At 62.0% G+C, this 12,491-nt stretch carries 11 protein-coding genes and 2 pseudogenes; 8 read left to right on the forward strand and 5 right to left on the reverse strand.

All coding sequences use genetic code 11. The features are described from left to right. Window positions 1-497 (forward strand): lysozyme inhibitor LprI family protein (locus ASE63_RS21200; RefSeq protein ID WP_082610174.1); only part of this gene is annotated, 497 nt, incomplete at its 5' end. A gap of 25 nt (window positions 498-522) precedes the next feature. Here the strand turns inward: ASE63_RS21200 and ASE63_RS21205 are convergent. Both ASE63_RS21205 and ASE63_RS21210 read right to left on the reverse strand, forming a co-directional pair. Next, window positions 523-1,614 carry a hypothetical protein gene (locus ASE63_RS21205; RefSeq protein ID WP_244491518.1) on the reverse strand — a complete coding sequence of 364 codons (1,092 nt, stop codon included), beginning with the start codon at window positions 1,612-1,614 and terminating at the stop codon, window positions 523-525. Window positions 1,615-1,892: 278 nt separating this feature from the next. Continuing rightward, window positions 1,893-2,807, reverse strand: a complete 915-nt coding sequence (locus tag ASE63_RS21210) for a LysR family transcriptional regulator (RefSeq protein WP_056806255.1) — start codon at window positions 2,805-2,807, stop codon at window positions 1,893-1,895. Between the two features lie 158 nt (window positions 2,808-2,965). Between ASE63_RS21210 and ASE63_RS21215 the strand changes: the two genes are divergently transcribed. Next, on the forward strand, window positions 2,966-3,295 hold the full coding sequence (locus tag ASE63_RS21215; RefSeq protein WP_056806272.1) for a nuclear transport factor 2 family protein: 330 nt from the start codon (window positions 2,966-2,968) through the stop codon (window positions 3,293-3,295). Continuing rightward, window positions 3,292-4,071, forward strand: coding sequence for an SDR family oxidoreductase (locus tag ASE63_RS21220; protein WP_056806258.1), 780 nt, complete (start codon window positions 3,292-3,294; stop codon window positions 4,069-4,071). The genes ASE63_RS21215 and ASE63_RS21220 overlap by 4 nt, the downstream gene beginning before the upstream one ends. Before the next feature lie 19 nt (window positions 4,072-4,090). On the opposite strand, the gene ASE63_RS21225 is transcribed toward ASE63_RS21220, so the two are convergent. After that, the gene (locus ASE63_RS21225) at window positions 4,091-4,588 is read right to left on the reverse strand and encodes a MarR family transcriptional regulator (RefSeq protein ID WP_056806275.1); all 498 of its coding nucleotides are present in this window, start codon (window positions 4,586-4,588) and stop codon (window positions 4,091-4,093) included. Window positions 4,589-4,734: 146 nt separating this feature from the next. Between ASE63_RS21225 and ASE63_RS28610 the strand changes: the two are divergent. From ASE63_RS28610 to ASE63_RS21240, 4 genes and pseudogenes are all read left to right on the forward strand, one after another. Next, a pseudogene (locus tag ASE63_RS28610) lies at window positions 4,735-5,282 on the forward strand (alpha/beta hydrolase); the annotation flags it as partial. 1 nt (window position 5,283) lies between these two features. Continuing rightward, window positions 5,284-5,620: pseudogene (locus tag ASE63_RS28615) on the forward strand (alpha/beta fold hydrolase); the annotation flags it as partial. A 63-nt stretch (window positions 5,621-5,683) separates the two neighbouring features. After that, window positions 5,684-7,300, forward strand: a complete 1,617-nt coding sequence (locus ASE63_RS21235) for a GMC family oxidoreductase N-terminal domain-containing protein (protein WP_056806261.1) — start codon at window positions 5,684-5,686, stop codon at window positions 7,298-7,300. A 374-nt stretch (window positions 7,301-7,674) separates the two neighbouring features. Then, window positions 7,675-8,685 (forward strand): helix-turn-helix domain-containing protein, encoded by a 1,011-nt coding sequence (locus ASE63_RS21240; RefSeq protein WP_082610175.1) that lies wholly within the window; start codon window positions 7,675-7,677, stop codon window positions 8,683-8,685. Here ASE63_RS21240 and ASE63_RS26955 read toward each other — a convergent pair. Both ASE63_RS26955 and ASE63_RS21245 read right to left on the reverse strand, forming a co-directional pair. Beyond that, window positions 8,680-9,030, reverse strand: coding sequence for a DUF1330 domain-containing protein (locus tag ASE63_RS26955; protein WP_082610176.1), 351 nt, complete (start codon window positions 9,028-9,030; stop codon window positions 8,680-8,682). The two genes, ASE63_RS21240 and ASE63_RS26955, sit on opposite strands and share 6 nt — an antisense overlap. Window positions 9,031-9,321: 291 nt before the next feature. Then, complete coding sequence (locus ASE63_RS21245; RefSeq protein WP_056806266.1) at window positions 9,322-10,101, reverse strand: hypothetical protein; 780 nt, start codon at window positions 10,099-10,101, stop codon at window positions 9,322-9,324. Window positions 10,102-10,394: 293 nt separating this feature from the next. Here ASE63_RS21245 and ASE63_RS21250 point away from each other — a divergent pair, with 293 nt between their 5' ends. Further along, on the forward strand, window positions 10,395-12,182 hold the full coding sequence (locus ASE63_RS21250; RefSeq protein WP_056806277.1) for a peptide ABC transporter substrate-binding protein: 1,788 nt from the start codon (window positions 10,395-10,397) through the stop codon (window positions 12,180-12,182). The last annotated feature ends 309 nt before the right edge of the window (window positions 12,183-12,491 follow it).

Below are 12,491 nucleotides of genomic sequence, written 5' to 3' on the forward strand. Positions count from 1 at the left end.
CCTGCCGCAGCTTCGCGACGATCTCTTCAGGCTTGTGCTTCTTCTGCGGCATCGCGGGCATCCTCCAAAGGCTCAAAAAGCCTACTTCAGGGAGGGCCACTTTTCAGGGGGCAGGCCACAGTCTCGGATCGCCACCCGCGCAGCAGTTCGGCACAGTGCCGGCCGCTTGCGCCGCGGCCGGCGGTTATGAGCTCGACCACTGCCTGCAGAAGGCTTTCGCGCAGGCCGATGGCGCGCTCAACGCAGCCTATCGCAAGACGCAGGCCGTGGTCGCGGCCAACACCGATCTCTCCACCCACCAGAAGAAGGCCTGGCAGGCGGACCTCGTCGCAGCGCAGCGCGCCTGTCTCGGCTTCCGCGACGCGGACTGCAAGTTCGACCTGGTCGGCGCGGAGTGGAATTTCGGCAGCGGCACAACCGCCGCCCAGCACCAGCGCATGTTGAACTTGACGCTCGCGCGCGCCAAGGAATTGCTGGAGCGCTACCCGCAGTCGTGACGCGCGTCCGGCGCCGGAGGCGCCCTTACGGGACGATGCGACGGAAGCCGACATAGCCGCCGTCGGCATCGAACAGATAGTCGAACACGTTGAGCGCGTGGACGCTTGTGTTGACGAAGGTCGGCCGGTTCTTGCCGCCGACCAGCACGATGCGGCCCGGCGTCGCCGGATCGCCCGCGTCCGCCGCTGCAAAGCCGTAGCCCGGCGGCTGCGCCTCGCCCTCCGCACCGAAGCGGATCGAGAGCTTCGTGCCGGGTGCCAGCGTCATCCCGCCGGGGGAGGCCGAAACGGTGCGACCCGCCTCGCGGTCGGCCGGAACGGTCAGGTACATCACCGAGACGCCGGTATCGATCAGGGCCGTGCCGCAGGCCGGATCCGTTCCGTCGAGAGCGACGCAGGCCGGCAGCGGCGCCCAGTCCTTGCCGTCCGCGGCCTTGCCGAGCTTCACGAAGCCGAAGGTCCCGCGCGTGTTCGCGGACGTCAGTCCGACATGGACGCCCTCTCGCGTCACGACATAGCCGCGGCGCGCCGTACCCGGCGTGTCCATGCTGCCCATCCCTGGCAGATTGAGGAACGGGTTCTTGTCGGGCGTGCTCTGCCCTTGATGGTCGCTCTCGCGGGCGAAGCCGATGCCGATCATCGCGACATTGCGCGGCGCATCGCTAGGCGTGCAGTCGCGAGCATTGTCCGCGCAGTCGATGCGCTCGACCGCGAGCACGGGCAGCGGCTTGGTAACGACACGGGCGTCGCCGGCGCCGCCGATCGTGACCGGCGTCGCCACCCAGCGGCCGCGCATGATCCGCCCCGAACTCGAATAGGTCAGCGTGCCCGGCCCGATCTGGATGAGCGCGTCGATGCCCGGAATGCTCGCGGCTGCGACGACGATGCCGGTCGAGCCCGTGTCCATGACCGCGTGGACCGGCGCGCCGCCGAAGCTCATGGCAAGCATCGGCGGAATGCTGCGCGGGGCACCGGGCGCGCCGGCATTCAGGAAGCGCAGGAACGTGCCGTCACGGTGGTTGTCGAAGCGCGGCTGCGCATGAGCGGAACCGAGCGGGGCGATGGCGAGGCCGACCGCGACGACAAGGCTGGCGGGGATGAAGGAAAGTCTGATCACGAATGTGCCTCAATGCCGGGTCGGACATGCCGTCGTCGATGCCTGCTTGCACGCGCCGAAGCGCGCGTCCGCGCGGATATTGCCCCGTCGATGTGAAGGAGCTCTTGCCGACATGTCGACAATCCGTCGCGCGGCGACGGCACAGAGCGGCTCGCGCTTGAGTCCAGGCTCGAAAGCAACAGCGGCAGCTCACATCCGTCGGCCGCGATGCGCCATTAGCTGACTCTCGACACTTGCCCAAAAGCGGACTTTCGTCGCGATGCAGTCAGGCTACTTTGTCACCTGAGGCCAGCATTCAAGCCCGATGTAAATTCGCGTGCGAGGTTGATGAATTGCTTGAACGCAGCGGAAGGGTTCTTTCGACCAGGGTAGTAGAGGCACAGCGGCGCCACGGGCTTCATCCAGTCATCGAGGACGCGGATCACGTGGCCAGTTGCGAGGTCTTCACGAACGTCCGATTCCATGAACAGACCCAGGCCGATCCCTCGTAGGACGGCGGTACGAGAAAGGCTGGCCTCGTCGAGGGTTATGGGTCCTTTGACGTCGATCTGGACCGGCTGGCCATCTTTCTCGAAGTGCCACTTGTAGATGCCGCCATTGGGCAGCCGGATGCGGATGCAGGTGTGATTGAGGAGATCGAGTGGCACGCGTGGCGTGCCATGCGTCTCCAGATAGGTCGGTGAGGCCACGACGACGTAGGATCGGGCCTGGCCGATCGGAACAGCGATCATGTCGCTGGGCACGAAATCCGCGCTTCTGACGCCAAGATCGAAGCCATCGGCGACGACGTCGAGCAGGCGCCCCTCGGTCACGAGGTCAATATGCACCTGCGGATATCGGCGCAGATACTCCAGTACGAGAGGCTCCAGGATCTCCCGGGCTGCTGTCGGGAACGCGTTGATCCTGATCGTCCCGGACGGCACCTCCTGCTGAGACATCGCGCTGTCCATGGCGCTGTGGATGTCGACCAGCGCAGGTCCGATCTGTTCGACGAAGTTGCGCCCTGCATCGGTGAGCGAGACGCTCCGGGTCGTCCGATTGAACAGGCGGACGCCGAGCTGCTTCTCGAACTTCGCGATCAGGTTGCTCAGGGCCGTCGTGGAAACCTGGAGTTCCACGGCCGCCGCCCGGAACGACTTCCGACGTGCGACCGCCATGACGGCATCCAGCTCGATGAGGTTATGGCCGATCATTGTCCCGAATTTCGCAACGTTTCATCCCATTTTATCCCGATTATCAATCTCGTTGTCCATCGCTAAGTTGATGTCCGTGGAAGCAACCGCAGAGGAAAGATCTGAGCAGATCAGTCGGCGGCAAAATCTACCGATGCCATCACATGAGGAGTATAATAATGTCCCTTGAATTTGCTACGCCGATCGCGCGGTACTTTACTGCCGATCTCGATCCCAATCCTCAAGCGATGGCCGACTGCTTTTCGGACAACGCTGCTGTCCGGGACGAAAACCACGTTCACACCGGTCGCGACGAGATCCGTCAGTGGAAGGTGGACTACTCGAAGAAATTCACCGCGACGTCGACCCCGATCGCGATCGCCCATGAGCGCGGCCGCACCGTCGTCACCTGCCACGTCGCGGGCGACTTCCCGGGCAGCCCGATCGACTTGCGTTATTTCTTCCGCTTGGAAGGGGACATGATCGGCGAGCTGGAGATCACCCTGTGAACCCGTTCATCAGCCTCGAAGGCAAGCGGGCGCTCGTGACGTCCGGCACACGCGGCGCAGGCGCCGCGACCGTCAAGCTCTTCCGCGAGCTGGGGGCCAAGGTCCTGACCAGCGCCAGGTCGAAGCCGGAGGACCTGCCGGCCGAGATGTTCGTCGGCGTCGATCTCACGACGCCGGAGGGCTGCGCGCAGCTGGCACAGGCCGTACGGGAGCGTTTGGGCGGCGTCGACATCATCGTGCACATGCTGGGTGGCTCGTCGGCCCCGGCGGGCGGGTATGAGGCGCTCACCGATGAGGAATGGCGCAAGGAGCTGGATCTAAACCTGATGCCGGCCGTTCGCCTCGATCGCGAGCTGGTGCCGGCGATGACGGAACAAGGCAGCGGTGTCGTCGTCCACGTCACCTCCATCCAGCGCGTCATGCCGCTGCCGGAAGCGACGATCGGTTATGCGGCGGCGAAGGCGGCACTCGCTTCCTACAGCAAGAGCCTCTCGAAGCTGATCTCCCCCAGAGGCGTGCGGGTCGTCCGTGTCTCGCCCGGATGGATTGCTACTGAGGGGTCTGTTCACTTCGCCGAGCGCCTCGCCGAGCAACAGGGCGTCAGCGTCGAGGCAAGCACGAAGATGATCATGGGTTCGCTTGGCGGAATTCCGATCGGCCGCCCGGCCAGCACCGACGAAGTCGCGAGCCTGATCGCTTTCGTCGCCTCGGACCGAGCCGGAAGCATCACCGGGACCGAATACGTCATCGATGGCGGGAGCGTGCCGACGGTCTAGGCGGCCTCTGCCCTCAGCATTAGCCCCTGGGGCCGGGGTCGATTCCTGGCTCTCCTACGCCTAAGGCGCCGGTATGGGCGTAGATCGCATCGCGAAGTTGCCGGATCAGCTGGTTGAGCTTCCCGAGTTGCCCAACCGTCTGGCCGGACGCTTCGAGCAGATTTGCGTTCAGGCAGCCGGCACGAAAGCGAAGAGCGTCGCCTTCCCGGGTGAGCGCGATGATGACCTGGCGCTCATTCTCGGGATTGCGGGTGCGACGCAGCAGTCCGGCCGCCTCCATTCGCTTCAGCAGCGGCGTCAGCGTGCTCGACTCCAAAGCAAGCTGCTGAGCGATGCCGCCAACGGTCTGGCCATCCTCGCGCCAGAGCACGTTGAGCACGAGGTACTGCGGGTAGGTCAGCCCGAGACCGTCCAGCAAGGGCTTATAGGCCCGCTGGATCGCGATCTCGGCGGAATAGATCGAGAAGCAGAGCTGGTCTTCCAGCGGCACTGGCGGAGCGGTGGTCGCGTCGGTCATCGGCAGGCCTTTCACTGCGGATCACGGAACAGTGATCTCGAAAACATATATCGCGACAAATGTCAGATTGACAAGGATGGCGATAACCGACAAATATGTTATCGCAATAACAATTATTGCGATATTCAAGTCAAAGGAGCGCTCTCATGACCAAGTCCATTCGCAACACCCTTCTCGCCGCAGCCGCCATCGGCGGCATGTCGCAGGCCGCTCTCGCCCAGACTGCGAGCACGGCGCGGCCTGCCAAGAATGTCGTTCTGGTTCACGGCGCTTTCGCCGACGGATCGGGATGGCGCGGCGTCTATGACCTGCTAACCGCTCGTGGCTACCGCGTGACGATCGTCCAGAACCCGCTGACCTCGCTCGAAGACGACGTCGCCGCCACCAAGCGGGCGCTCGACAGGCAGGACGGACCCACGATCCTCGTCGGCCATTCCTGGGGCGGCACCGTCATCACCGAAGCGGGCGTCGATCCGAAGGTCACCGGCCTCGTCTATGTCTCGGCGCTCTCCCCCGATGCCGGCGAGACGACGGCCCAGCAGTACGAGGGGTTCGCCCCGGCGACCGAGTTCGTCCTCGACAAGGCGCAGGACGGCTTCGCCTTCGTCGATAGCGCGAAGTTCAAGGCCGGCTTCGCCCACGATGTCTCCGATGCGGATGTCGCCTTCATGCGGGACTCGCAGGTGCCGATCAANCTTCGCCTTCGTCGATAGCGCGAAGTTCAAGGCCGGCTTCGCCCACGATGTCTCCGATGCGGATGTCGCCTTCATGCGGGACTCGCAGGTGCCGATCAACCTCTCGGCCTTCGGCACCAAGCTGAAGAACGCCGCCTGGCGCACCAAGCCGAGCTGGGCCGTGATCGCCAGCAAGGACAAGGCCTTCGATCAGGCGATGCTGGATCACATGGCCAAGCGCATCGGCGCCAAGGTCACCAAGGTCTCGGCCAGCCATGCGCTTTTCATGACCCAGCCCAAGGTCGTCGCCGATGTGATCGACCAGGCCGCTCGCCAAGCCGCTGCTGCAGCGAAGTAGCCGGCCCGCCGCGTCCCGCGCGGCCCCCTGAACGGCCCAGCGCCGAAATCGAAAGAGCAACCGATGACTGACAACTCTGCCCCCGGCGATGCCGGGGGCCTGGAAAGGCGCGCGCGTGAAAACCAGGCGGAGCGCAAAGCCAACCTCAAGACCACTTACGACTTCATCATCTGCGGCGCCGGCGCGGCGGGATCGGTGATCGCGCGCCGGCTGGCCGAGAACCCAGCCTGTGCCGTACTTCTGATCGAGGCCGGGCGCGACGACGAAGCGGAGTCCGTGCTGGATCCCGCTCTGTGGCCGACCAATCTCGGCACGGATCGCGACTGGGGGTTCCAGGCCGAGCCCAACCCGCATCTCGGCGGCCGGGCCCTCCCGATGTCGATGGGCAAGGGCCTCGGCGGCGGCTCTAGCGTGAACGTCATGGTATGGGCGCGCGGCCACCGCAGCGACTGGGACCATTTTGCGGCGGAGACGGGCGATCCCGCATGGAACTACGACTCGGTTCTCGACATCTATCGTCGGATCGAGAACTGGCAGGGCAAGCCGGATCCCAAGTACCGCGGTACCACCGGGCCGGTCTGGGTCCAACCCGCTAAGGACCCGAGCCCGATCGCCGGTGCCTTGCTCGATGCGGCGGAAGGTCTCGGCATCCCTCGTTTCGATCATCCCAATGGTGAGATGATGGAAGGCGTCGGCGGAGTTGCCTATACCGACATGCTGGTTCGCGAGGGACGACGACACTCCCTGTATCGGGCCTATGTCCGGCCGATCGCCGATCGTCCGAACTTGACGATCCTCACCAATACGGTCGTTCGGCGCGTGCTGTTCGAGGGACACCGCGCCATCGGCGTGGAGCTCGAACGAGCCGGCTCGATCTCGGCTATCAAGGCGAGCACGGAGGTCGTGATCTCGGCCGGTGCGATCAATACGCCGAAGCTGCTCATGCTCTCCGGCGTCGGCGATCGCGACGAGCTGACGCGGCTCGGCATTCCCGTCGTCCAGCATCTTCCCGGCGTCGGCCGCAATCTGCAGGATCACGTCTCGTTTGGCTGCACTTGGGAGTACCGTGAGCCGATTCCCCCGCGCAACAGCGGTAGCGAAGCGAAGCTCTACTGGAAAAGCCGTCCCGACCTTACAGAGCCGGACTTGCTCTTCTGCCAGGTGGAGTTCCCTGTCCCGAGTGAGCGAACGGCACAGTTAGGAGTTCCGGTCCATGGCTGGACGATGTTCGCTGGGCTTGCCCAGCCCTTTAGTCGAGGTCGGATACGTCTGAGTTCTTCAGAGCCAAACGACAGGCCGGTCGTCGATGCCAACATGCTGTCGGATCCGCGCGACCTCGAGGCGGCTCGGGCCTGCGTGAAACTCTGTCGGGAACTCGGCAGCAGCGACGCCTTCCAGCCGTTCGTCAGCGCCGAACGCATCCCTGGGGCCGGTCGGCAGATCGACGACGCATTCATCCGTGATGCTGCGGTTACCTACTGGCATCAGTGCGGCACCGCCAAGATGGGGGCGGACGACATGTCGGTCGTCGATGCCAAGCTCGCGGTGCATGGGATCGGCGGTCTGCGGATTGCGGATGGTTCGGTGCTGCCGCGTGTCACCACGGGCAACACCATGGCGCCTTGCGCAGTCGTCGGCGAGCGGGCAGCCGAGGTAATGCGACGGCAATACGGGCTATAAAGTACCTGACTTTCTCACGATATGTGCTGAAGCGCGCTGCCCGCGCTTCAGCAATTGCTGCATGAGACTGGAGAGCATCGATTCTCGCATCGAGCATCGTCGCGGGCTTTCCGGTTAGACGACCGCGCCGCGCCATTAGCAGACTCTAGCTCACTGCCCGGAAGCGGACGTGCGCGGTGCGGCACGACTGGAACCGACCCGCGGCAACCTTTGCGGTTCGTCGCTCAACAGTCCAAAAGTAGCCGGTGCGCTGTCCGGAAGGCCAACTGCGCGCCACGGGGAAAGATCGAACGATCGTCATAAGTCATCAGAGCATTTGGAAACTGTTTCTGCGCTAACAGCATCGGAAAATTGTCTGACCAAAGGTGTTGCCGATGGTTCCTGCACAGTTCACGACGCATGGCCTGCCGACGCACGAGCAGCTTAGGGCTTGGCGGGCCTGGTATGAAGGGTTATTCGACGTCGTGCTCAGCGACAATCGGGCAGCAGGGTGCCCGTGCTCGACAACTGTCTGGTCACTACCGGAATTCGGTGTCTCGACCGTCAAAGCGCCTCGTCTCACCATGACACGAGAGACGTCTCATCTGCGCTCGAACCCTATCGACCATTGGGTCATCACGATCGGAACGCGCCGGACTGTTGGTTCAGCGTCTGGAGTGCCACTGAATGTGCCGCCGCAGACTCCGTTCGTGGTTTCGCTCGGGCGGCAGCTAACGAGTCGAAGGCCCGCCGACGAGCGAACCCATCTCTTCCTCCCACGCGACGCATTTCGAGAGCTCGCGCCGCTCCTCGATGCGGCTGAGGCGACACCACTGGAATCTCGGCTCGGGCGCCTGCTGGGAGATTACATCCTGCTTATCCGGCAAAGCCTGCCCGATCTGGCGGTATCGGACATGGCTCGGTTCGCAGGCGCAGTTCGGTCGATGGTGCTAGCTTGCATGGTGCCATCATCTGACCGCTTTGAAGAGGCTTGCGTTCAGGTCAATCTCACGAGGCGTGAGCAGATCCGCCGGTTCATTGACCAGCACCTCCGAGAACCAAGTCTTGACGCTCAGATGTTGTGTCGCGAGCTTGGGGTGTCACGCACGCAGCTTTATCGCCTCTTTGAGCAGGATCGCGGCGTATCACACTACATTCGCCACAGGCGTCTGTTGAGGTGTTACGGCCTTCTGTCGGATCCCTCAAACACATCCGCGATCAACGTGATTGCGGATCAGCACTGCTTCGAAGACGCATCGAGCTTCAGCCGTGCGTTCAAGCAGGAGTTCGACTGCAATCCTCGGGAGGTCCGCGTCGCATCGGTGGCCGGCCAGAAAATCGCTGAAAAGCGTGCAGAGTTTGCCGGGGAGTACCGAAACCTGGACGAGTATCTAAAGGGGCTATGATCCCCATGCCTCGTGAGGCTGGGAAAGCAGGCGAACCGGGAGCACAGCAATGAACACCGAGCGAGGCGCATTGCTGCTGTCGATGGTCGCAGCTCTAGTGGATGGCGTGGCTGCATTCACTTGATAAGCGTCAGATGCGTACGAAGCGCGGACGGACGCACGGCCCGGGCATTCGATCATGACCAGGTCGCCCGACCATGTACCTTCAAGCACCTCAGGCTGGTCTCCGTGGATGATGAAGCGGCCGTGGTAAAGTGCAAGGGTCGCATCAATTCCCTCCAGATAGCGGACGTTATCAGGGCCCATGGTGACGTCGGTCAAATGGGCGATGGCGTATGTAGTCATGTCGATCTCCGTTTTGGTGGATCGAACCTCGCGGCGCACCTAGACAAAGTCGATTACCTGACGGGTTATCGCGGCGCTCGTTGACCCACCTATGCGTCATTTCCGAGCGAACTCCGACAATGAACCCAGGTCCTGTTCGGGTTAGATGCGACAGAAGCCGAAACTGGCCCTCTGTCGGGAAGCCGACATTCCGTGATCCCGGTTTAGATGACAGCCTGCCGAGCTGGGTGCGAGGGTGAGCGCAGGCATCGTCACAACGATCTCCAGTGCCCGCGACCGGTGCAATCGCGTTCACTCATTCGCGTTGACAGCATCCAAGATCACCTCAAACCGGCCCCACGGCATGACCTCGTTGAAGTAGTGCGCTTCGGCCTCATGCCATTGGCGCTCCCAGGGATCGATACTGCCCTCTCTCGCCAGCAGTCTTGCTTCGCGCAAAGCGTCTGAAACGGTCACTAGGACTTTCATGTCGATGAGGTCCGCGAGTTCCGGGCGAGCCGAATAGACGCCCTCTAGGATAACGACGGATCGTGGTGAGAGCTCAGTCACGCTTGACTGCAGTCTTCCGTCAAAGGCATCCCAATCGAACGCGCGCCAACTGGCAGCGCGTCCCTGCCGCAAGACGTCCAGCACGGCGCGCTGGTGGGTCCAGTCGATACAGTCGGCAGCGCGGAGGGCTGGGGCGTCCGACCTCAACGCGGTACCGCCGGCGAAAAAGTCGTCGCCGTCGATGATGGCCGCTCCTAAGACGTCGGTCATTTGTAGTGCCAGTGTCGACTTGCCGACGCCGCTACGTCCGTCGAGCGCGATCACAAACGGCCTTTGGGTATTAGCTGAAACCAAACGGATGTGACGTGCGAAGGCGTGAGCATCGTAATGGTGAAGTGGCATCTCGCGGCCTATCAAGAACGGGGCTTGTGACTGGCAGTGGTACGGATGCTGCGTCAAGATGCGCATCACCAATCCATGCGTCCGCGTCGCGGCCCATCCGCTCTGAGCAGTGTCTTCTGCACGGGCGCTCGTGAGGCAGCGCCTGAGGACATCGATGCCGTTGTAGCCGACGCCACGCACCAGGCAGTTGCAGCGCGCGATGTCGTGCAGGGTTAGGAGACTAAAGCCAATGCAATTATGCGCTAGGCTCGCTTGATTGGCGATGGGGGAGCCGGTTTGTCGCCGAGGCGTTCGGCTAGCGCTGGCTTGTGTCGCGACCCGTCTGAGCACCCCTTGACCGTACCGAGGGCCGTGGGTGACGCTGCATAATGGGGCTGGTGAATGGTGGTGCGCATCGGGCGATGCTTGCACGTACGCCGTTCCCGACCGTGGGCCGGCATGCGTTCGGAAGCGACAAGCAACAGGGGATTCAAATGGACGAGACGAATATCGGAAGCTTGATCGCAGAAGTGAAAGACGGCCGTCTCTCAAGGCGCACATTCCTGCAGAAGATGGCTTCTGTCGGCATTGCCGCGCCGCTAGCAACACAAATCCTGATCTGGAATGACGTAGCAGAGGCTCAGCCGGCCTCAAGATACAAGCCGACCAAGGCAGGCGGCGGCGGGCCGCTTAAGATACTACTTTGGCAGGCGCCAACTCTTCTTAACCCGCATTTCGCCAGCGGCGTAAAGGATCAGATCGCCACGCGAGTATTTTACGAACCCCTGGCTGGTTGGGACGAGGAGGGCAATCTCATTCCGTTCCTCGCGGCGGAGATACCCTCCAAACAAAATGGAGGTGTATCTGCTGACGGCAAAATCATTACCTGGAAGCTCAAGCGCGGCGTGCAGTGGCATGATGGTACGCCATTTACTGCAGACGATGTCATATTCACCGCAGAATATGCGGCCGATCAGGCAACTGCGGCCTATACTTCCGGGACTTATAGAGAGTCGAAATTCGAGAAATTCGATGACTATACAGTCAGGGTGATCTTCCCGGACGCAGCGCCATTCTGGGCCACCGCGTTTGTCGGCGTCGCCGGAATGATCATTCCGAAACACCATTTCGCCGATTACAAGGGCAATAATTCACGTGATGCACCCGCCAACTTGAAGCCTGTTGGAACCGGTCCATACAAGTTTGTCGAATTCAAGCCGGGAGACATTCTGACCGGCGAACGTTTCGCGGATTACCACGTTAATGTGCAGCCGCATTTCGACACGATTGAAGTCAAAGGCGGCGGTGATGCGGTTTCTGCGGCGCGCGCTGTTCTCCAGACAGGCGAGTACGATTACGCCTGGAACATCCAGGTTGAGGATGAAGTGCTGAAGCGGATGGAAACAGGCGGAAAGGGCAAGGTTATCGCCGTGCCAGCCGGCGACCTGGAATTCATCATCTTGAACCCCACGGACCCATGGACGGAGGTCGACGGGGAGCGTTCCAGCGTCAAGACCAAGCACCCGACCTTGTCCGATCCTAAGGTGCGTGAGGCGATCAACCTATTGATCGATCGCGACTCGATCCAGAAGTTCATCTATGGCCGGGGAGGCACTGCGACGGCTAGCTTCGTTAACGAACCCGCCCGGTTCAAGTCGAAGAAGCTCACCTACGAATTCAACATCGATAAGGCCAATAAAATCCTCGACGAGGCCGGATACGCACGCGGCGCTGACGGGATCAGAGAGAAGGGTGGGAAGAAGCTCAAATATGTATTCCAGACGTCGATTAACGCGCCACGCCAGAAAACGCAGGCCATCATAAAACAAGCTTGCCAGCGGGCTGGCATCGATATCGAACTGAAATCGGTTGCCGCCTCGGTTTTTTTCTCGTCTGATGTCGCCAACCCTGACACCTATACGAAGCTTTATTGCGACATTGAGATGTTCACCTCTGTACAACCCCAGCCCGACCCGGAAAGATTTCTCCGCCAATTGATTTCGTCGGAGGTCGCGAACAAGGATAACAAGTGGCAGGGCCGCAATGTCTCCCGACACACTGACCCCGAGGTGGACAAGGCGTATCAGGCCGCTCAGAAGGAACTGGATCCGGAGAAGCGTGCAGCCCTAATGATAAAAGCAGATGAGATATTCTGTTCCGCACACGTCATATTGCCGTTGCTATCGCGAAAGATAGTCGCCGTATCTGCCAATAGCCTAGTTCCCGACATATCGGGCTGGGACACGACGACTTGGAACATTGGGGCCTGGTATCGCACTTGACCACGTGTGCCCGGCCCGGTTGCCCATTAGAGCCTGGCCGGTGCGCTCTTGAATGCGTGCGTCGATACCATCATGCTGGCGCACTGGCCATCTGGCGTTGGACCAGCTTTGTCGGTGTTGTCAGAGTCGAGCGCAGCACAAGGCTCGTCAGGAGCCGTCCCGGCGTGGCGCGCATTGGATTGCCCGAAACAGGACATTGCCGGAGGCTCTACGCCCTGTGTGGACGGCTCTCCTTTGGCAAGGGGTTTCGAACGCTTTTCCAGGTCTGGTCGGTGCGGCCATGTGTTCGACCTGTTGGTGCGGCGCGCA

This window comes from Allobosea sp. Root381 (genome assembly GCF_001429395.1).
In the GTDB taxonomy this organism is placed as follows: Bacteria; Pseudomonadota; Alphaproteobacteria; order Rhizobiales; family Beijerinckiaceae; genus Allobosea.

Coding starts and splice junctions, on each gene's coding strand:
- ASE63_RS21210 (WP_056806255.1), bottom strand. CDS start 2,807: ATGATCGGCCATAACCTCATCGAGCTGGATGCCGTCATGGCGGTCGCA.
- ASE63_RS21215 (WP_056806272.1), top strand. CDS start 2,966: ATGTCCCTTGAATTTGCTACGCCGATCGCGCGGTACTTTACTGCCGAT.
- ASE63_RS21225 (WP_056806275.1), bottom strand. CDS start 4,588: ATGACCGACGCGACCACCGCTCCGCCAGTGCCGCTGGAAGACCAGCTC.
- ASE63_RS21235 (WP_056806261.1), top strand. CDS start 5,684: ATGACTGACAACTCTGCCCCCGGCGATGCCGGGGGCCTGGAAAGGCGC.
- ASE63_RS21240 (WP_082610175.1), top strand. CDS start 7,675: ATGGTTCCTGCACAGTTCACGACGCATGGCCTGCCGACGCACGAGCAG.
- ASE63_RS26955 (WP_082610176.1), bottom strand. CDS start 9,030: ATGACTACATACGCCATCGCCCATTTGACCGACGTCACCATGGGCCCT.
- ASE63_RS21250 (WP_056806277.1), top strand. CDS start 10,395: ATGGACGAGACGAATATCGGAAGCTTGATCGCAGAAGTGAAAGACGGC.